Source organism: Arthrobacter pascens, assembly GCF_017052465.1.
In the GTDB taxonomy this organism is placed as follows: Bacteria; Actinomycetota; Actinomycetes; order Actinomycetales; family Micrococcaceae; genus Arthrobacter; species Arthrobacter pascens.
On record NZ_JAFHKT010000126.1, the window covers coordinates 62,026 to 81,790 of the forward strand.

The following is a 19,765-nucleotide window of genomic DNA, read 5'->3' on the forward strand; positions in this document are numbered from 1 at the left end:
CGTTGGCCTACTTAAGGAGGTCGTGATGCCGCTCTCGGAGCACGAACAGAAGCTGCTCGAGCAACTCGAGAGGCAACTGCATGAGGACGATCCCAAGTTCGCCAGTTCCATGGGCTCGGACCCTGGCCGCACATGGTCCACCCGGCACATTGTGATTGGCGTACTCGCGACGCTCGCAGGGGTCCTGCTCCTGCTGGTGGGGGTATCCCTGCAGAACATCTTCGTGGGTGTCCTTGGATTCGTGGTCATGGGAGCGGGTGTTTACTTCGCCACCATGCGCAGTGCTTCCAGCGGCAAGGCTAAGGCCGGCGGTCGGGGAAAGAAGTCCAAGGGCAAGAGTTCTTTCATGAGCAGCCTTGAAGAGCGCTGGGACGAAAGGCGCCGCGGAGAGTCCTGACCTCCGCCGCCCCACTTTCCACCACCTCCACCTGGCACCACCCTCCACTTGCCACCACAGCACGCCTAAACGATGACCCGCTCCGGCGGGTCATCGTTTTTTAACGGTCATTTCCGGGACATGGACCCAGTCCAGCGCTCCCGGAGGCGCGATTCTCCCTCCACTTCCCACCCCGGGCTGGAGTCCCGGAATTCCGCGGAAGTTGATTCTCCAATTGCCGGATAATTGCCCCTGCCGCGTTGACTGTGGTGAGAAGTGGAGTAAAGTGGAGCGAGTAAGAGGGTAGTGGCAGCGCGGGGGTTGTTCGGCTTCTGACAGCAGAGGGGCGGTGGGGATGTGTTCCTGGGGACACACTCGCCGCGTCTGGATGAAAAGGGCCGGATCATTCTTCCTGCCAAGTTCCGAGAGGAACTTGCCGGCGGACTTGTTCTCACGCGAGGCCAGGAGCGCTGCATCTACGTCTTCAGTGAGCAGGAATTCGCGAGGGTTCACGAGCAGATCCGGGAGGCTCCCATCTCCAACAAGCAGGCTCGTGACTACATTCGCGTCTTTCTCTCCGGAGCCTCGGACGAGGTACCTGACAAGCAAGGGCGGGTGACTATCCCTCCTGCCCTTCGGGAGTACGCAGGGCTCGGCAGGGAGCTGGCCGTCATCGGGGCCGGCACCCGCGCAGAGATCTGGGATGCCCAGGCTTGGAATGTGTACCTGGCGGAGAAGGAAACCTCCTTCTCCGAAACCGACAACCCCATCGCCGGCATTCTCTGAGTACCGGCAGGCAGCACCCGAAACCTGTTTCTTGAATGAGATCTCCAGCCGCCCATCCCACCGTCTTCCTGGCTCACTTCCCCGGAGCCAGGCGGCCAGCGGGACAGGCGCGGATGGGGATCTGACTTAAGAAGCAAGCAACCCGCGGCAAGCAGGAAGGACGAAGGCATGAACGAACACGACAGCGCCAAACCTACGTCCGAACGCCATGTGCCGGTTCTGAAGGACCGGTGCATTAATCTGTTGGCCCCAGGATTCGAAGCAGCACGCCTGCGCGGAGAAACTCCGGTGGCAATCGATGCCACGCTGGGGATGGGCGGACACTCGGAGGCGATGCTGCAGCGCTTCCCTGACCTGCATCTTGTGGGAATCGACCGCGATGAAGAGGCGCTCGCCCTCGCCGGTGAGAGGCTGAAGCCGTTCGCCGGGCGCACCGACCTCGTCCATGCCGTCTATGACGAAATCGCCGACGTCCTGGAGGACCTCGGCATTTCGGAAGTCCACGGCATCCTGATGGACCTCGGGGTGTCCTCGTTGCAGCTGGATGAGCGGGAACGCGGCTTTGCCTACTCTTTTGACGCGCCCCTGGACATGCGGATGGACACCAGCCGCGGGCAGACAGCGGCTGACGTCGTTAACAACTACAGCGAAGAAGACCTGGTCAGGATCATCCGGAAGTGGGGCGAGGAGAAGTTCGCCGGTCGCATCGCCAACAGGATTGTCACGGCCCGGGCGGCCAAGCCGTTTGCGACTACCGGAGAACTGGTGGAGCAGATCCGGGCTGTTGTGCCGGCCGGTGCCGCCAAGTCGGGAGGCCACCCTGCCAAGCGGACGTTCCAGGCTCTGCGGATTGAGGTCAACGAGGAACTCGACGTCCTCGAACGGGCCGTCCCCGCAGCAGTGGAAGCCCTTGCCCTGGGCGGCCGGATAGTGGTCATGTCCTACCACTCGCTGGAGGACAAGATCGTCAAAGGCGTCTTCCAGGCGCGTTCCAAGTCATCGGCACCGTTGGGATTCCCGGTGGAGCTCGAAGAACACAAGCCCGAACTCAAGACCCTTACCAAAGGCACCGAGGTGCCTACCGCCGTCGAGATCGCGGAGAATTCGCGCGCAGCATCCGCCCGGCTGCGCGCAGTGGAACGCATCAGAGCCAGGAGAGCCGCATGAGCACCGCAGCTGTCAAGACCTACACCGTCGCGTCCAGCCGCACCGCCGGGGACGTTGACTCAGGGCTGTCGGGAGCGCGCAAGACGCGCACGCCGCTGTCCGTGGTCCGGTCCGTTCCCAAGAAACGCCGTGCCCCGTTCGTTGTTCTGTGCTTTGGCCTGCTCGCCGTGGCACTGATCGCTGTCCTCGTCCTGAACATCTCTGTCTCGACCGCCCAGTACCAGCTGGTGAGCCTGCGCAGCGAACAGACGACGCTGACCAAGCAGAACCAGGATCTGACACAGCAGGTCCAAAACTTCGAAGCTCCGCAGAATCTGGCCGCCAAGGCCTCAGAATTGGGGATGGTAGCTTCCACAGGGAAGGGCCAGATCGATCTGTCCACGCTAACTGTCAGCGGCCAGGCCAAGCCTGCTGTCAAGGGTGACTCGGCCGGAGCGGTAATCGCCGCCCCGGCTGTTCCCGGCCAGCTCAACGTCGTCCCGCCGGCCAGTACTGCCGACCCGCTGGAAAACCGGAAGCCTGCGGCGGAAGAGCCCGCCGCGTCAGCGCCGGTGGCTGCGGCCCCCGTTGCTGCGGCCCCTGCCGCCCAGAAGCCGGCGGCGGTCCTCAACGGCGGCACCATCCCGGCGCCTGCCCAAAAGGCGCCGGGGCAGTAACTGGCAGAACGGACGCGGCTGGCAGCCAGCAAGGCAAGCAGTAAGGGATGATCGTGGCGCAAGGCAAGGCAAGCAGGCAGAAAGTCCCGAACGCCACCAAGCGATTGCGCCTTGGACTCGGCGTGATGCTGGCGTTACTCCTGGTCGTGGGGGGCAAGCTCTTCCTGGTCCAGGGCTTGGACGTTGGCGGTCTGGCGGAAGCCGCGCTGAGTAACCGGTTGCGGCCGACCGTGCTGCCCGCGGAACGAGGCAGCATTGTCGACGCCAACGGGACGGTGCTGGCCAACAGCGTTATCCGCTACAACATCACTGTGGACCAGGCGGTCAACACCAAGACGGAGTCCTTCAAACGGCTCGAAACCGTCAACGGCGAGGAAGAACTCGTCACAGTTTCCCGGGACCAGGGGATTGCGGAACTCGCAGGGGTCCTGGGAATGCGGGTGGAGGACGTCCGGAACTCCGTCACGGGCAAGAAGACGTACTACATCGTGGCCAAGGACCTGAAGCCGGATGTTGAAGACCGGGTGTCCAAGCTGCAGATCCCGGGCATCTTCTCCGAAGGAACCAGCAAGCGGGTTTACCCGAACGGATCTGTAGCGGGCGGCATCGTGGGGTTCCTGGAGAACGGTGACACCGGCCAGGCGGGCCTGGAGCAGACGCAGGACGCCATCCTCCGGGGAACACCAGGCAAACGACTTTTCGAGATCGGCGCCGACGGCCTCCGCATCCCGGTGGGCGTGGACCAGCTGACACCCGCGCAGGACGGCAAGGACGTCAAACTCACCCTCAACTCCGACCTGCAGTATTTCGCGCAGCAGGCCATCCAGAGCCAGACGGACAAGCTGAGCGCGGAGTGGGGCACCATCATCGTCTCCGACATCAAAACCGGCAACATCCTTGCCATGGCGGACACCGACGCTCCCGACCCCAACGATCCCGGCAAGGTGGCGGCTGAGGACCGCGGAGTCCGGGCAGTCACCGCAGCTTACGAGCCAGGCTCCGTGGAAAAGATGATCACTGCCGCCGCGGTCATCGAAGAGGGCAAGGCCAAGCCTCTCGACACTTTTGTCATCCCGCCCTCCTACGTGGTTGACGGCCAGCAGTTCGATGATTCCTTTTCCCACGGAACTGAAAAACGGACTCTGGCCGGCATCCTCGGATGGTCCATGAACACCGGAACGGTCATGGCAGGCCAGCGGCTGACCAAGGAACAGCGGCATGACTGGCTGCAAAAATTCGGAATCGGCGAGGCTCCCGAGATTGGCCTGCCCGCGGAGGCCAAGGGCATCCTGACGCCGGCCGACCAGTGGGACGGCCGCCAGCAGTACACGGTGCTCTTCGGCCAGGGCGTATCCCAGTCAACGCTCCAGACTGTCCGGGCCTACCAGTCCATCGCCAATGGCGGCATGATGCTCCAGCCGCGGCTCATTGACAGCTACATCAACCCCGACGGAACCGAGGAGAAAGTCCCGGCGAAGCCTGCCCGGAAGGTTGTGTCCAAGGAGACCGCCAAGCAGGTCCGGGACATCCTGGAAAGCGCCGTCACCGAGGGCCAGATCAAGGAAGCAGCGATCGACGGCTACCGGGTCGGGGCCAAGACCGGGACGTCGCAATCGCCCTGTGATGACGGCACGGCAGGTTTCTGCGGCTACACGGCCTCGATGGTGGGAATGGCGCCGATGGACGATCCGCGGTTTATTGTTGAGGTGGTCCTGCAGCGGCCCAAAGGTTCCATTTACGGCATCACCAACGGTCCCGTGTTCCGTTCGGTCATGAGCCAGGCACTGCGAACGTACAACGTTCCGCCGTCCAAGGGCCAACCGGCCAGGCTGCCGCAGTTCGCCAAGTAGTACCCCCGCTTTCAAAGACCGCGGTGCACGTGAACGCTTCGTTCTGCCGTGTCCGCTGATCCACTAGTACCCACGGAGATCCACTTGTCAGAGCACATTGCCCCCGGCACTGCCGATGCCCCGGACGGGCAGGCTTCCCCAGGCGGGTTCCGGCCAACGGCCGTCGCCGCAACAGAACTGGGTGCCATCGGGCGGTGGGTCGGCCTCACCGTGGCCGGAGCGGCGGCGGACGTTCACGTCACCGGGATCTCCCTCAACTCCCGGACGGTGGAGCGCGGCGACCTTTATGTGGCACTCCCCGGCTCCGCACGCCACGGCGCGGACTTTGCCTCCACGGCAATTGAGTCAGGCGCCGTAGCTGTGCTGACGGACGACGCCGGTGCGCGGCTCCTGGCGCTGGCGCCTGACATTTCCGTTCCGGTGCTCGTGGTGGATGAGCCGCGGGCCGTGGTGGGCCGCCTGTCAGCGTTGATTTACCGGAGCCAGGCAACGGACGGTTCGTCGCCGTCGCTCTTCGGTGTCACCGGAACGAACGGCAAGACCACCACCACATACTTCGTCAATTCCCTGCTTCAGGCTCTCGGGAAAAGAACGGGGCTGATCGGCACCATCGAGATTGTTGCCGGCGGCGATCCGATTCCCAGCCTCCTGACCACGCCGGAATCCACCGACGTCCACGCCCTGCTCGCCCTCATGCGCGAACGGGGGCTCGATGCAGCGTCCATGGAAGTGTCCTCGCACGCAGTCTCGTTCCGCCGCGTCGACGGCGTGGTCTTCGACGTCGTCGGGTTCACCAACCTGACCCAGGACCACCTTGACCTGCACGGCACCATGGAGGAATACTTCCGCACCAAGGCGGAGCTCTTCACAGAGGAGCGCGCCCGCGCCGCTGTGGTAACGGTCGACGACGAGTGGGGACGCCGTCTCGCCGCCGAGGCGGGCCTTCCGGTCACCACACTGTCAACCCTGCCGGCGGCCCTTTCGGGCAGCGCGGACTGGACCGTCACCGAGCCGCGGCCCCGCGGCCTTGGCACCGAATTCACGCTGCGCAGCAGCACCGGCGTGGAGCTCCGCGTGCACACCGGTCTCCCCGGAAGCTTCAACGTATCCAACGCCGCCCTTGCGCTGGTGATGGTCCTGGCAGGCGGGGCCGATCCCGCCGAGGTGCAGGCAGCACTCGATGCCAGCGACCCCTTCACGGTGGCCGTGCCCGGCAGGATGCAGCTAGTGTCCGCCCAGCCCGCCGCGGTGGTCGACTTCGCGCACAACCCCGATGCCCTGGCCCGGGCGCTGGAGGCGGTCCGTTCAACCGACCCGGCGACGCGCGTCATCGTGGTCTTCGGTGCCACAGGCCAGAGGGACCAGGGGAAGCGTCCGTCCATGGGCGCCATCGCGGCCCGTCTCGCCGACGTCGTGATCGTCAGCGACGACGACCCCCACGACGAGGACGCGGCGACTATCCGGGCCGATGTGCTGGTCGGTGCCACGGATGCCAAGGAGTCCGAACGGCTCGACTGCCAAATCATGGAAGTTTTCCCCCGCGACGAGGCCATCCGCAAGGCCGTTGAACTGGCCACCGCCAGGGACACCATCCTCGTTGCCGGACGCGGCCACGAAGTATGGCAGGAGGTCAAGGGCGTGAACCTTGCCCTCGACGACAGGGTGGAGCTCCGGAAGGCCTTGACGGCACGGGGATTCACCGTTCTTGAAGACGACCGGATAGAGTCCTAGACCGACATGATTGCATTTACTGCGGCGGAAATCGCCGACATCACCAGCGGCCTGCTCCTTGCCGACCCCGAGCTCACTCCCACCTCAGTGGTTACCGACTCACGCGAGGCCACCAGCGGCTCGCTCTACGTGGCCAAGCCCGGCGAAAACGCGGACGGACACGATTTCATGGGAGCGGCGTTTGACCGCGGTGCCATCCTGGCGCTGGCCGAACGCGATGTCACCGATTCCGCAGGAACGAGCTACCCGGCTGTCGTCGTGAAGGACGCCGTGCTGGCCATGGGCGCCCTGGCCGCGGAAGCGGTCCGGCGGATCAGGGCCCGCCGCGAGGCGGCAGGCGAACAGCTCACGGTCATCGGCATCACAGGATCTGCCGGCAAGACCAGCACCAAGGACCTCTTGGCCGGCATCCTCTCAACGGAGGCCAACACGGTGGCCCCTCAGGGGTCCTACAACGGCGAAGTGGGCGTGCCGCTCACGGTCTTCCAGGCCGGCTTCGACACCCGGTTCCTCGTCATCGAAATGGGCGCTACCGGCATCGGGCACATCAGCTACCTCAGCGACTTGGTCCGCCCGGAAATCGGCGTGGTCCTGGGCGTGGGCACAGCTCACGCCGGCGAATTCGGCGGGGTGGACAACATCGCGACCGCCAAGGGCGAGCTCGTGGAAGCCCTTCCCGCCGCAGGCACGGCTGTGCTGAACCTGGATGATCCCCGGGTGGCGGCCATGGCCGGCCGCACCCGGGCTGCGGTGTTCGGGTTCTCCTCCAGGAACGCCGAGACAGAGGGCCCGGTGGCCCGGGCCCTGCACCTGGACACCAACGCCGCAGGCCACCCTGAATTCGACCTCGGCCTCCCGGGGGAGGAACCTGTCCACGTGAGCAGCAGGCTCATCGGGGAACACCACGTCGCAAACCTCCTCGCTGCTGCAGCCGCCGCCTCCGCCGCCGGCATCCCTGCAGCCCGCATCGGCGCCTCCCTCAGCTCCCAGTCGGCCGCCAGCCGCTGGCGCATGGAGCGCACTGAGCGGGCGGACGGCGTGACCATCATCAACGACGCCTACAACGCGAATCCGGAATCGATGCGTGCGGCGCTCCGGACCCTGGCAGACCTCGGCCGCGGCCGCCGCACCTGGGCAGTCCTGGGAGCCATGCTGGAGCTGGGCGACGAGTCCATCCGGGAGCACACCGCCGTGGGCACCCAGGTGGTGCGCCTGAACATCTCACGCCTGCTGGTGGTGGGACGCGAGGCGCGGTCGCTCTATGTCTCGGCCATCCAGGAAGGCTCCTGGGGCGAGGAATGCATCTTTGCCGAAACTGTGGACGAGGCCTACGACGTGCTGGAAGCCCAGCTGGAACCGGGGGACCTGGTGCTGTTCAAGTCCTCCAACAGCGTCGGACTGCGCCATTTAGGCGATCGGATAGCATTACCCGGACAATCCCGCGCGAGTGCCAATGAAGGGAGCGAGCTGCTGTGATTGCACTATTGATCGGCGCTGGCCTGGCCCTGCTGATGGCATTGGTGGGCACCCCGCTGTTCATCCGCCTGCTGGTCCACAAAAGCTACGGCCAGTTCATCCGGGACGACGGACCGACGTCGCACCACACCAAGCGCGGCACCCCCACCATGGGCGGAACCGTGGTGGTCACGGCTGTCCTCCTCAGCTACGGACTGACGCACCTCATCATGTGGATGATGAATCCGCGGTCCGCCGGACCATCGGCCTCGGCGCTGCTCCTGCTGTTCCTGATGGTGGGCATGGGCCTCGTGGGCTTCCTGGATGACTTCATCAAGATTTCACGGCAGCGCAGCCTTGGCCTGAACGCCAAGGCCAAGCTGATCCTGCAGGGCGCAGTGGGCATCATCTTCGCCGTGCTGGCCCTCTACTTCCCCGATACGGACGGGCTCACGCCGGCGTCCACCAAGATTTCCCTGGTTCGCGACATCCCCTGGCTGGACCTGGCCTTCGGCGGCACCGTGCTCGGCGCGGTTCTCTTCGTCCTGTGGTCAAACCTGATCGTCACCGCGGCAACCAACGGCGTCAATCTCACCGACGGCCTGGACGGGCTCGCCGCCGGGGCCTCGGTCATGGTCTTCGGCGCCTACACGCTGATGGGCATCTGGCAAAGCAACCAGGCCTGCGGTTCGCCCCGCCAGGCAGGGAGCGGCTGCTACTCCGTGCGGGACCCGCTGGATCTTGCGCTCCTGGCCGCCATCATGAGCGCGGCGCTCGTGGGCTTCCTCTGGTGGAACACGTCACCGGCCAAGATCTTCATGGGCGACACCGGATCCCTGGCTATCGGGGGCGCCATCGCCGGGTTTGCCATCCTGTCGCGCACCGAACTGCTGCTGGCCTTCATCGGCGGCCTGTTCGTGCTCATCACCTTGTCGGTCATCATCCAGGTGGGCTACTTCAAGGTCACCAAGGGCAAGCGCTTCTTCAAGATGGCGCCGCTGCAGCACCACTTCGAACTCAAGGGCTGGGCTGAAGTTACAGTCGTCGTACGTTTCTGGATCCTTGGCGGCCTGTTTGTCGCCGCGGGCCTTGGCATCTTCTACGCAGAATGGGTGGTCCTGCTGTGACTGGCATCGAAACCGGAACGGGCAGGCTGAAAGACCTGGTCAGCTGGGACTCCGACTGGGCGGGGCTCCGCGTTGTGGTCACCGGCATCGGCGTGTCAGGTTTCTCCGCGGCGGACACCCTCATCGAACTGGGTGCCCGCGTGGTGGTGGTGGACGCCGCGACCTCGGAAACGGCCGAAGCCAAAGCCGACACCCTGAGGATCGTGGGCGCCGCAGACGTCCTTCTCGGCGACGACGCCGTGCGGGCGGTGCCGAAAATCGACGGCATGAAGCCGGACCTGATCGTCACGTCGCCGGGCTGGCGGCCGGACCAGGCGCTGCTCGCCGCCGCCGCACGCGCCCACATCCCGGTGTGGGGCGACGTCGAACTCGCCTGGCGCCTGCGGGTCCGGGAGGGACGCAAGACCGCAGACTGGCTGACCATCACCGGAACCAACGGAAAGACGACGACGGTCGGCCTGACCGAGTCCATGCTGAAGGCCGCCGGGCTGAAAGCCATAGCCGTGGGCAACGTGGGCACGCCCATTCTCGACGCGCTCCGGGACCCCGTCGAGTACGACGTTTTCGCTGTGGAGCTGTCCAGCTTCCAGCTGCATTGGTGTGAGTCCGTTTCCGCCGTCGCCAGCGTCTGCCTCAACGTCGCCGAGGACCACGTGGACTGGCACGGATCGTACACGGAGTACCTGGCTGACAAGGCCAAGATCTACGAGCACACGCAGAAGGCCTGCATCTACAACGCCGAGCAGATCGAGACGGAGCGCATGGTGGAGGATGCCGACGTCGTGGAGGGCTGCCGGGCCGTCGGTTTCACCACCGTGACCCCCGCCATCAGCATGCTGGGCGTCGTCGAGGGCCTGCTGGTGGACCGCGCCTTCATCGCGGAGCGCAAGGACAGTGCCGCGGAGCTCGCGTCGATGGCCGATCTCGGCCCGGTGGCCCCGCGCCACATGGTGGCGAATGCGCTGGCCGCAGCCGCACTGGTGCGGGCCTACGGCCTCAGCCCCGAAGACGTGCGCCTCGGGCTGAAGGCGTACATCCCGGGAAGCCACCGCATCCAGCCTGTGGCCAAGCAGAACGGCGTGCTCTGGATCAACGACTCCAAGGCCACCAATCCGCACGCCGCTGCTGCTTCGCTGTCCGCCTTCGAGTCCGTCGTCTGGATCGCCGGAGGCCTGTCCAAGGGTGTCAGCTACGACGAAATCGTGAGCGGGCAGGCAGCCCGGCTCAAGGCGGTGGTGCTCATCGGCAAGGACACTGCGTCGCTGGAAGAGTCGTTGCGGCGACACGCTCCGGATGTACCGGTCATCCGGCCGGCCACGGGCGACACTGAAAATGTGCAGTCTGCCGGAACCGGTCACGATGCCCCGCCGTCCCCGTCAGAGTCCGGCGAGGCTGTGATGGCACAGGCCGTCGCTTCAGCGGCACAGGTCGCCACCTCGGGTGACACTGTGCTCATGGCCCCGGCAGCTGCGTCCATGGATCAGTTCTCTTCCTATGCTCACCGTGGCGACGCCTTCATCGAAGCAGTCCGCGAGCTCGTGGAAGGGCAGGCCCAGACCGGCAAGGAGTAAGAATGGTCAGCACGCCCACACGTCCCGCGGCCGCACGGCCGCGGACAGCGGAGACGATCCGCGGGGCTGCCTCCAGCACCGCGCTGCGACGGCCTTTGCCGGCCAAGCTGTTGCGCGGGTACCGCCGCTTCTGGTCTGCCCTTGAAGGAAGCGGAAAATCCCGCAACGGCTCCACGTACTACCTCATTCTCGGAACCACCCTGGCGCTGACCGCCATCGGCATCATGATGGTGCTCTCGGCCTCCAGCGTGGAGGCCATCGCGGCGGGGGAGTCGCCCTACTCGGCCGCCCTCAAACAGGGGCTGTTCGCGGGCATCGGCGTCTTCCTGATGTTCATGCTGTCGCGGATCAACGTGGTGTGGCTGAAACGGCTTGCGTGGGCGGGCATCATCGTCGCCTATGGCCTGCTGGGGCTGGTGCTGGTAATCGGCACGAGCGTGAACGGCAACAAGAACTGGATCGAAGTCGGCGGGTTCTTCACCCTGCAGCCGTCGGAGGCCGCCAAGCTCGCCCTGGCCCTCTGGATGGCCACGGTGCTCGCGAAAAAGTCGAAGCTGATTCACCGCTGGCAGCACGCCGTCATTCCGGTGGTGCCGGTGGCCCTCGGCATCATCGGGCTCGTCCTCGCCGGAAACGACCTCGGCACCGGCATGATCATCATGATGGTCATGGCCGCCGCACTGTTTTTCGCCGGTGTACGCCTCTACCTCTTCGGCTTCGCGGCCGTGGCCGGGGTCATCGCCACGGCAGTCATGGCCATGACGAGCTCCAACCGCATGTGCCGCATCACCTCGTGGTGGACGGGACAGAGCTGCGGCGACGGCACGGACGCCAACTACCAGTCAACAAACGGCCTCTACGGGCTGGCCTCCGGCGGCTGGTTCGGCGTCGGGCTCGGCCAGAGCCGGCAGAAATACAGCTGGATACCGGAAGCCCACAACGACTTCATTTTCGCCATCATCGGCGAGGAACTCGGGCTGGTGGGGACCGTCGTCGTCCTGATCCTGTTCGCCATCCTTGGCGCCGCAATCTACCGGGTGGTCGTCGCCCAGGAGGACCTGTTCCATCGGGTCCTTGCCGGCACGATCATGGTGTGGCTGCTGGGCCAGGCCACGGTCAACATGGCCGTGGTCACGGGACTGGTCCCGGTGATCGGAGTTCCGCTGCCCTTCATTTCCTATGGCGGGTCGGCCCTGCTCATGTCCCTCTGCGCAATCGGCGTAGTGTTGTCCCTGGCCCGGGTTCAGATGGCGCCCAACCTCAGGCCCCGGAAACTGCTTCCTCCCCTTCGGAAGCCGGGCGGCAAGAAATCCCGTACGAAAGCGTAAACAGCACCTGATGAAAACCGACTCCTTGTCCGTGGTCCTCGCCGGCGGTGGAACGGCGGGCCATATCAATCCGCTGCTCGCCATTGCCTCGGCCATCCGCGAAGCGCGCCCCGACGCGAGGCTGCTCGCCGTCGGAACGTCCACCGGCATGGAGACCAGGCTGGTTCCGGCCGCCGGGCTCGAGCTAGCCACTATTGACCGCGTCCCGTTCCCGCGCAGGCCGTCCGCGGATCTGCTGCGGCTGCCCGGCCGGCTCGCCGGTGCGGTCAAGCAGGCCGGGCGCATCCTGGACGACGCCGGGGCGGACGTCCTGGTGGGAGTGGGCGGTTACGTCTGCACACCCATGTATCTCGCGGCCAGGCGGCGAAACATCCCCATTGTCATCCACGAGGCCAACGCCCGTCCCGGTCTCGCCAACAGGGTGGGTGCCCTCTTCAGCCGGCACGTTGCCGTGGCCTTTGCCGGCACCCCGCTGCGGAACGCCCGGCACGTGGGGATGCCCATGCGCCGGGAAATCTCTGCCATGGTCAGAGCCACGGCCCGGGACAGTGCCCTGACGGCTCTGGGGCTGAGCCCCGAAAAGCCGGTCCTTATCGTGACCGGAGGATCGTCCGGCGCCCAGAGCATCAACCGCACGGTGGCGGCGTCCCTCGGAGCCCTGGCAGAGGCCGGAATCCAGACCCTCCACATCACCGGGCGGGGCAAAACGGTCGAGGACGGGAGCGGAAACGTCCTGCAGGCCGACGGCTATCGCCAGCTCGAATATGTCGACGGCATGGAGTCGGTCTACGCCGCCGCGGACCTTTTGCTTGCCCGCGCCGGAGCGGCCACGGTGAGCGAGGTGGCCGCCGTCGGTGTTCCGGCAGTCTTCGTGCCGTTGCCCATCGGCAACGGCGAGCAGGCCCTCAACGCGGACGGGCTGGTGCAGGCCGGCGGCGCGCTCCTGGTGGCGGACCGCGAGTTCACCCCGGAGTGGGTCAGCGCCCGGCTCATTCCCCTCCTGACCGACCGGTCCCGGCTCGAGACCATGGCAGCGAACTCAGAAAACCTCGGCATCAGGGATGCCGACCGGCTCATGGCCGGACTCGTACTGGAAGCGGTATCCAAATGACCAGCAACGGCACACTTCGCCAGGACGCGCTCGGCCGCGTGCACTTCATCGGCATCGGCGGCGTCGGCATGTCCGCCGTCGCCCGGATCATGGTGGCACGGGGCGTACCGGTCAGCGGCTCGGATGCCAAGGACCTGCCGGTCATGGCAGACCTGGCCGCCGCAGGAGCACGAGTGGCCGTTGGCTACGCTGAGGCGAACCTTGGCGACGCCCAGACCGTGGTGGCGGGTTCAGCCATCCGGGCTGACAATCCCGAACTCGCCGCAGCCAAGGCCGCAGGCCTGCCGGTTCTGCACCGGTCGGAAGCGCTGGCGGCCACCATGGCCGACGACCTCGTGGTCACGGTGGCGGGCACGCACGGAAAATCCACCACCACGTCGATGATCGCCGTGCTGCTCCAGGGCGCGGGCATGGACCCGTCATTCGCCATCGGGGCCAACGTCCCGGCGCTCGGCGTCAACGCGGCGAACGGCACGTCCAAGGTGTTCGTCGCCGAAGCCGACGAGTCCGACGGGTCCTTCCTGAACTACCGCCCGCAGATCGCCGTGGTCACCAACGTCGAGCCGGACCACCTGGACCACTACGGCACTCCTGAGGCCGTGTACGAATCGTTCGACCGGTTCACGGCGCTGCTGCCCGCGGACGGCGTGCTCGTGGCCTGCGCGGACGACGCCGGGGCGCTGGCCCTTGCCCGGCGCACCAGGGAGCGGGGCAACACCCGCGTGCTGCTGTACGGCACCTCCGATGAGGCCGACATCCGGCTGTCCGACGGCGGCCCCGGCAACGTGGCGGTCACGACGGCGGCGGGAGAGTTTCCGTTGTCCCTCCAGGTTCCGGGGCGCCACAACGCGCTCAACGCCGCTGCCGCCATGGCGGTTGCCCTCGAACTCGGTGTGGCGCCGGAGCAGGCGGCATCGGCGCTGGCAGGTTTCTCCGGCGCGTCGCGGCGGTTTGAGTTCAAGGGCGAGGGCCGGGGGGTGCGGGTCTACGACGACTACGCGCACCACCCCACAGAAGTGCGCGCCGCCCTGGCCGCCGCACGGTCCGTCGCGGGAGGCCACAAGGTGCATGTCCTGTTCCAGCCGCACCTTTTCTCCAGGACCCGTGAATTTGCCAAGGAATTCGCCGATGCGCTCAACACGGCTGACACGGCCCTGGTGCTGGACATTTATCCTGCGAGGGAAGACCCCATCCCCGGCGTGACGAGCGAACTCATCGCCGGGCACCTGGGCGCGGGAGGACGCCTGGTCGCAGGAGGCCAGACCGCCGTCGAGGCATTGTCCGCGGCCGCGCAGCCGGGCGACATCATCCTGACGGCCGGCGCCGGCGATGTCACCGCCTACGGCCCCCTCATCGTGGAGTCGCTGAGTGGCTAGCACCCGCCGGCCCACCTACCGGCCCTCCGGCTCCGGAAAGCCCGCTGGTTCCGGAAAGCCCGTCAGTTCCGGAAACCGGACCAAGACCCCGGAGACGCAGAAGGACGTGCGGCCGGGCGTCATCACGGCGTCCAAGAGTGCGCCTGCCGCGGCCCCGGAGCCCCGGGATCCGGTGCGGAAGCCGGCCCGGAATCCAGCGGGGAAGCCGGCAGCGGACAACCGGACGCGGCCGGCAAAGCCGGGGGAGCAGGCTACCCCGGGGGAGCAGCAGAGCAGGACTCAGGCCGTCCTGGCTGCCGCCAAGCGCCCGTGGCGGAAGCGCGCGGAACAGCAGGCGGCACCGCACAGCGGTAAAACAAACGGCGGTAAAACAAACGGCGGTAAAACAAACGGCGCCAACGCAAACGGCGCAGAGCCGGACAACGTGCTCGCCTTTCCGGAGCCCAAAGGCAAACGCATCAGGCGGAATGTCATCATGGCGGCATGCGTCGCTGCGGCTCTCGTCGCCGGCATGATCCTGGCCGCCGTCTACTCGCCCGTGCTGGCCGTCAAGACGGTGACGGTGAGCGGCACCAAGCTGCTCAAGGCCACGCAGGTCCAGGCCGCCCTGAAGCCGTTGGAAGGCACACCGCTGCCCCAGGTGAACGATGAGGAAGTCGAAAGGCTGCTCAAGCCGCTGGTCCAGATCAAGTCCGTGAGCACCCAGGCCCGCCCGCCCTCCGAGCTGGTGGTCCAGGTCCAGGAACGTGTCCCCGTAGCGCTCGTGAAGCGCGGCGCTGAGTACCTGCTGGTGGACGTGGAAGGGGTGCGCCTCACTGCCACGGCCGATCCTGCCAACGTGAAGCTGCCGGTCATCGACGGCGGCGCCGGAGCGATCGGCAAGGATCTCTTCCAAGCCACCACCGCCGTGCTGGGCGCCCTGCCGGCCACCGTTCTTGCCAAGCTCTCCAACGCCTCCGCCAAGTCCGTGGACGCGGTTGAACTGAAGCTGGTGGACGGCCAGACCATCATCTGGGGCAACGAAAGTGAGAAGGAGCTGAAGGCGCGGGTTTTGGAGGCGCTGCTGAAGGTTCCCGCGGACCCGGCCAATCCAGTCAACGTCTACGATGTCAGCGTGCCGCGCCACCCCGTGACGCGCTGACTCCGTGACTTGCTGACACGCCGTATTTCGGGGTGATTAGTACGACACGCTGCCTCGGTTATTGAATGTACGAAGCATAGGAAATAGCGTCACAGACATGAGTTACTTGACATAACTATAACCTTCAACTCGAAGGTTAAGGTTCAAAGCTTCAAGCTCGACTCCATCAGATTTCGCAATAGGACACGAACAAGGGACACGTAACGTGGCAGCTCCGCAGAATTACTTGGCCGTCATCAAGGTCGTCGGCATCGGCGGCGGTGGCGTGAACGCAGTCAACCGCATGATCGAGGTGGGTCTCCGCGGTGTCGAATTCATCGCGATAAACACCGATGCCCAGGCGCTGCTGATGAGCGATGCCGACGTCAAGCTTGACGTCGGACGGGAACTGACGCGCGGGCTTGGTGCAGGCGCCAACCCCGAGGTCGGCAAGCAGGCTGCCGAGGACCACGCTGACGAGATCGAGGAAGTGCTCCGCGGTGCCGACATGGTCTTCGTGACCGCCGGCGAGGGCGGTGGCACCGGCACCGGCGGCGCGCCGGTCGTGGCACGCATCGCCCGCTCCCTGGGAGCCCTGACCATCGGTGTCGTGACGCGCCCGTTCACGTTTGAAGGACGCCGCCGCGCGGGCTCCGCAGAGGCGGGCATTGACGCGCTGCGCGACGAAGTTGACACCCTGATCGTCATCCCCAATGACCGCCTGCTGTCCATCAGTGACCGCAACGTCTCGGTCCTGGACGCCTTCCGTTCCGCCGACCAGGTCCTGCTGTCCGGTGTCCAGGGCATCACCGACCTGATCACCACACCCGGCCTGATCAACCTCGACTTCGCCGACGTCAAGTCCGTCATGCAGGGCGCGGGTTCCGCCCTCATGGGCATCGGTTCCGCCCGCGGTGAGGACAGGGCTGTCAAGGCCGCCGAACTTGCCATCGCTTCGCCGCTGCTTGAGGCTTCCATCGACGGCGCGCACGGCGTGCTGCTCTCGATCCAGGGCGGTTCCGACCTTGGCCTGTTCGAGATCAACGAGGCCGCCCGCCTCGTCCAGGAAGTGGCGCACCCCGAAGCCAACATCATCTTCGGTGCCGTGATCGACGACGCCCTCGGGGACGAGGCGCGCGTAACCGTGATCGCGGCAGGCTTTGACGACGTCAAGGCCACGTCGCCGTCCATGGACCAGTCGCAGCCGCAGGCCGCCCCGCAGCGTCCGGCGGTACCGGCATCCGCTCCGTCCAGCCCGGCGCCGTCGAGCAGCCAGCAGCAGGTCCACGTCCAGCCGGTACACGCCGGAGTCGGGGCTGCCGGCCTGGGCAGCTGGGGCCAGCAGCGCCAGTCTGCGGTCCCCGCAGACTCCGGGTTCGACGTCGACCTTCCGTCGGTCGTGGAGCCGGACCTCTCCGGCGGCCGCTCGGATGACCTGGACGTTCCGGACTTCCTGAAGTAGGCGCCCTGCCTGCAGCAGGCGGACGCCGGACGGCACTGCCGTCCGGCATCCCTTGCTGAAGCTCTCCTGATTGTCGGTGTTTTTGATTGCTGTCGGTGTTCTGATTGTTTTTGTGGCGTGCTGAAGTCCTGCCGGGGGTGTCTGTGGCGTTCACGGACGCCGGGGCAGGCAACCTTGCCCTGCACGTGGGTGATGACGCAGCGTCCGTCATGCGGCGGCGCGATGAACTGGACGCGGCGGCTGGCATTGCGCCCCGCCGGTTCCAGTACATGAACCAGGTCCACGGAAACCACGTGGCCATGGTGGACTCTGCGGCTGTTGCCCCCACGGCTGATGCGATGGTGTCCCGCACGCAGCCCCTGGCCGTCATGGTTGCCGACTGCATTCCGATGGTGCTGGTGGGCGACACTGGCGGCGCCGGCCCGGTGCTGGGCGTGGTTCACGCCGGGCGTCCGGGGCTGGCCTCAGGGGTGATCCCGGCGACTGTGGACCGGATGCGGGCGGCGGGCGCGGGGGACATCCGCGCCTGGCTGGGGCCGTCAATTTGTGGCCAATGCTATGAGGTTCCGGCCGAGCTGCGGGAAGATGTTGCCGCCGCCGTGCCGTCCGCCTGGTCCACCACTGGCTGGGGAACGCCCGCACTTGACCTGCCGCGGGGTGCGGTCAGCCAGCTCGAATCCCTGGGGGTGCCGGTCGAATACCGCGGCCCCTGCACCCTGGAGACGGACGGGCTCTACTCTTATCGCAGGGACCGCCTATCAGGGCGGTTCGCGGGTTTGGTGTGGTCGCATGAGTGAGGCATTAACGCCGGAAGCGGACGCCCGGACGCAGGAGCTGAAGCGGCGACTGGACGCCGTGCAGCTCCGGATCGCTGACGCCACCGCCGCCGCCGGCCGCACCGACGACCCGCCGCGGCTGATTGTCGTCTCCAAGTTCCACCCCGCCGACGACGTCCGCCGGCTGGCCACACTGGGGGTGTCCGATTTCGGGGAGAACAGGGACCAGGAGGCCTCCCAGAAGGCAGATGTGCTTAGCGGCCTGGGTATTCGGTGGCACTTCGTGGGCCAACTCCAAAGCAAGAAGGCCAAGACCGTGGTCAGGTATGCCCACGCCGTCCACTCCGTAGACCGTCCGCAACTCGTGGAATCACTGGCCCGGGCGATGGCCGCGGAGCAGGAACGGTCGGGACGGGACAGCCTGGACTGTTTCATCCAAGTCAGTCTCGACGACGACCCCGCGGCGCACCGCGGCGGGGCTGCGCCCGCTGACGTTCCGGTGCTGGCCGACCAGCTGGAGGAGGCCGGGGGCCTTCGGCTGGCCGGCGTCATGGCGGTGGCCCCGCTGGGGGCCGACCCCGACCGCGCGTTCGCGAAACTTGCGGACATTTCGGCCCGGCTCCAAGCCAGCCACCCTGCCGCCGTCGCAATTTCCGCAGGCATGAGCCAGGACCTGGAAGCCGCCATCCGTTTCGGCGCGACACACCTCAGAATCGGCTCGGATATTCTCGGATCGCGCCCGGCGGTGCGATAGCGTCTGAGTATTGGAAGTGAATGGCGGGGATTCCAATGCTGTCAGTCTTTTTTGGGCGGCCCGCTTACGGACACGATTAGGAGTCGACCATGGCCGGCGCTCTGCGCAAGACAATGATCTATCTTGGGCTCGCCGATGGCGAAGAGCACTACGAGTCTGAGCTTTCCACCCAGCAAAAGGATGAGGACCAAATGGAGCCTGACCGCGAGGAACGCCGTGCACCGGCGCCTGTCCGCGAGGTCGTCCGTGAAGCGCCACCCGCCGCCGAAGAGGAATACCGCGCACCCGTGACACCAATTAAACGTGCGGCGTCGAGCCGCGAAGAGACCACCGGACTGCGGCAGATCACCACGATCCACCCGCGTTCCTACAACGACGCCAAACTCATCGGCGAAAGCTTCCGGGACGGCATCCCCGTCATCATGAATGTCACGGACATGGGTGAGGCGGACGCGAAGCGGCTCGTGGATTTCTCCGCAGGACTGGTCTTTGGCCTCCGCGGCAGCATCGAGCGCGTCACCAACAAGGTTTTCCTGCTGTCGCCGTCGTACATTGAAGTCATCGGCGATGACAAGAAGGCCAGCGAGACCACCGCCAGCTTCTTCAACCAGAGCTGAGGCAGGCCCTCCGGATGCCAGGCAGGGACACCTGCCTGGCATCCGTGTTGAAATGGTAGTTGTGCTGAATAACGGTGCAGCACTGAAGTCAGACTTACAGGACGCCCCGGCATCCGGAATGAACATGGAGATTTGGGTTAGCTCATGGGACTAGTATTCGGGCTCGTCTATATCGTCCTGCTGTTCATTTTCGTGGCCCTGATCGTGCGTCTCGTGTTTGACTGGGTCCAGATGTTCGCCCGTGAATGGCGCCCCCGGGGCCTGGCGCTAGTGGCAGCCCACGCGGTGTACTCGGTCACGGACCCTCCGCTCAAAGTCCTGCGCCGCGTCATTCCGCCGCTGCGGCTGGGCGGCGTCTCGCTTGACCTGGGGTTCCTGGTGTTGTTCGTCGCCCTCAGCATCGCGATGGCCATCGCCAGGTCCTTCGCATAGTTTCACAGCAGCTTGCAGCGCAACGGCAGTTCCCGAGAGGGAACGCCGCCTGCGCGGAGAATCTCCGGTT

The 19,765-nt window shown here is 66.0% G+C and carries 18 protein-coding genes; all 18 read left to right on the plus strand.

The window, feature by feature from the left end; genetic code table 11:
* Window positions 1-25 precede the first annotated feature (25 nt).
* The 18 genes from JYA52_RS07765 to JYA52_RS07850 all read left to right on the plus strand — a co-directional run bounded on the left by JYA52_RS07765 (window position 26) and on the right by JYA52_RS07850 (window position 19,695).
* Complete coding sequence (locus JYA52_RS07765) at window positions 26-397, plus strand: SCO2097 family morphological protein (RefSeq protein WP_205652623.1); 372 nt, start codon at window positions 26-28, stop codon at window positions 395-397.
* A 336-nt stretch (window positions 398-733) separates the two neighbouring features.
* Window positions 734-1,162, plus strand: a complete 429-nt coding sequence (mraZ, locus tag JYA52_RS07770; RefSeq protein WP_078028973.1) for a division/cell wall cluster transcriptional repressor MraZ — start codon at window positions 734-736, stop codon at window positions 1,160-1,162.
* Window positions 1,163-1,330: 168 nt separating this feature from the next.
* Window positions 1,331-2,329, plus strand: a complete 999-nt coding sequence (gene rsmH, locus JYA52_RS07775; RefSeq protein ID WP_205652624.1) for a 16S rRNA (cytosine(1402)-N(4))-methyltransferase RsmH — start codon at window positions 1,331-1,333, stop codon at window positions 2,327-2,329.
* Entirely contained in the window at window positions 2,326-2,985 is a 660-nt protein-coding gene (gene ftsL / locus JYA52_RS07780) for a cell division protein FtsL (protein ID WP_205652625.1), read from the plus strand. Before rsmH ends, ftsL begins: the two co-directional genes overlap by 4 nt.
* Window positions 2,986-3,032: 47 nt before the next feature.
* Window positions 3,033-4,835, plus strand: a complete 1,803-nt coding sequence (locus JYA52_RS07785) for a peptidoglycan D,D-transpeptidase FtsI family protein (protein ID WP_205652626.1) — start codon at window positions 3,033-3,035, stop codon at window positions 4,833-4,835.
* An 84-nt stretch (window positions 4,836-4,919) separates the two neighbouring features.
* A complete protein-coding gene (locus JYA52_RS07790; protein ID WP_205652627.1) occupies window positions 4,920-6,566 on the plus strand; it encodes a UDP-N-acetylmuramoyl-L-alanyl-D-glutamate--2,6-diaminopimelate ligase in 1,647 nt (548 codons plus the stop codon).
* 6 nt (window positions 6,567-6,572) lie between these two features.
* The gene (locus tag JYA52_RS07795; protein WP_205652628.1) at window positions 6,573-8,042 is read left to right on the plus strand and encodes a UDP-N-acetylmuramoyl-tripeptide--D-alanyl-D-alanine ligase; all 1,470 of its coding nucleotides are present in this window, start codon (window positions 6,573-6,575) and stop codon (window positions 8,040-8,042) included.
* Window positions 8,039-9,148 (plus strand): phospho-N-acetylmuramoyl-pentapeptide-transferase, encoded by a 1,110-nt coding sequence (mraY, locus tag JYA52_RS07800; RefSeq protein WP_205652629.1) that lies wholly within the window; start codon window positions 8,039-8,041, stop codon window positions 9,146-9,148. Before JYA52_RS07795 ends, mraY begins: the two co-directional genes overlap by 4 nt.
* A complete protein-coding gene (gene murD / locus JYA52_RS07805; RefSeq protein ID WP_205652630.1) occupies window positions 9,130-10,719 on the plus strand; it encodes a UDP-N-acetylmuramoyl-L-alanine--D-glutamate ligase in 1,590 nt (529 codons plus the stop codon). Before mraY ends, murD begins: the two co-directional genes overlap by 19 nt.
* Before the next feature lie 2 nt (window positions 10,720-10,721).
* Complete coding sequence (ftsW, locus tag JYA52_RS07810) at window positions 10,722-12,047, plus strand: putative lipid II flippase FtsW (protein ID WP_205652631.1); 1,326 nt, start codon at window positions 10,722-10,724, stop codon at window positions 12,045-12,047.
* 10 nt (window positions 12,048-12,057) lie between these two features.
* Window positions 12,058-13,158, plus strand: a complete 1,101-nt coding sequence (gene murG, locus JYA52_RS07815; RefSeq protein WP_205652632.1) for an undecaprenyldiphospho-muramoylpentapeptide beta-N-acetylglucosaminyltransferase — start codon at window positions 12,058-12,060, stop codon at window positions 13,156-13,158.
* Entirely contained in the window at window positions 13,155-14,534 is a 1,380-nt protein-coding gene (murC, locus tag JYA52_RS07820; protein ID WP_205652633.1) for a UDP-N-acetylmuramate--L-alanine ligase, read from the plus strand. The genes murG and murC overlap by 4 nt, the downstream gene beginning before the upstream one ends.
* The gene (locus JYA52_RS07825) at window positions 14,527-15,675 is read left to right on the plus strand and encodes a cell division protein FtsQ/DivIB (RefSeq protein WP_307869335.1); all 1,149 of its coding nucleotides are present in this window, start codon (window positions 14,527-14,529) and stop codon (window positions 15,673-15,675) included. Before murC ends, JYA52_RS07825 begins: the two co-directional genes overlap by 8 nt.
* A 205-nt stretch (window positions 15,676-15,880) precedes the next feature.
* Entirely contained in the window at window positions 15,881-17,116 is a 1,236-nt protein-coding gene (gene ftsZ, locus JYA52_RS07830; protein ID WP_205652634.1) for a cell division protein FtsZ, read from the plus strand.
* 104 nt (window positions 17,117-17,220) lie between these two features.
* Window positions 17,221-17,913: a purine nucleoside phosphorylase YfiH/LACC1 family protein gene (locus JYA52_RS07835; protein ID WP_205652635.1), complete on the plus strand. Its 693-nt coding sequence runs from the start codon at window positions 17,221-17,223 to the stop codon at window positions 17,911-17,913.
* Window positions 17,906-18,646, plus strand: coding sequence for a YggS family pyridoxal phosphate-dependent enzyme (locus JYA52_RS07840; RefSeq protein ID WP_205652636.1), 741 nt, complete (start codon window positions 17,906-17,908; stop codon window positions 18,644-18,646). The genes JYA52_RS07835 and JYA52_RS07840 overlap by 8 nt, the downstream gene beginning before the upstream one ends.
* Window positions 18,647-18,735: 89 nt before the next feature.
* On the plus strand, window positions 18,736-19,263 hold the full coding sequence (locus JYA52_RS07845) for a cell division protein SepF (RefSeq protein ID WP_205652637.1): 528 nt from the start codon (window positions 18,736-18,738) through the stop codon (window positions 19,261-19,263).
* Between the two features lie 144 nt (window positions 19,264-19,407).
* Window positions 19,408-19,695: a YggT family protein gene (locus tag JYA52_RS07850; protein WP_205652638.1), complete on the plus strand. Its 288-nt coding sequence runs from the start codon at window positions 19,408-19,410 to the stop codon at window positions 19,693-19,695.
* Window positions 19,696-19,765: the final 70 nt, after the last annotated feature.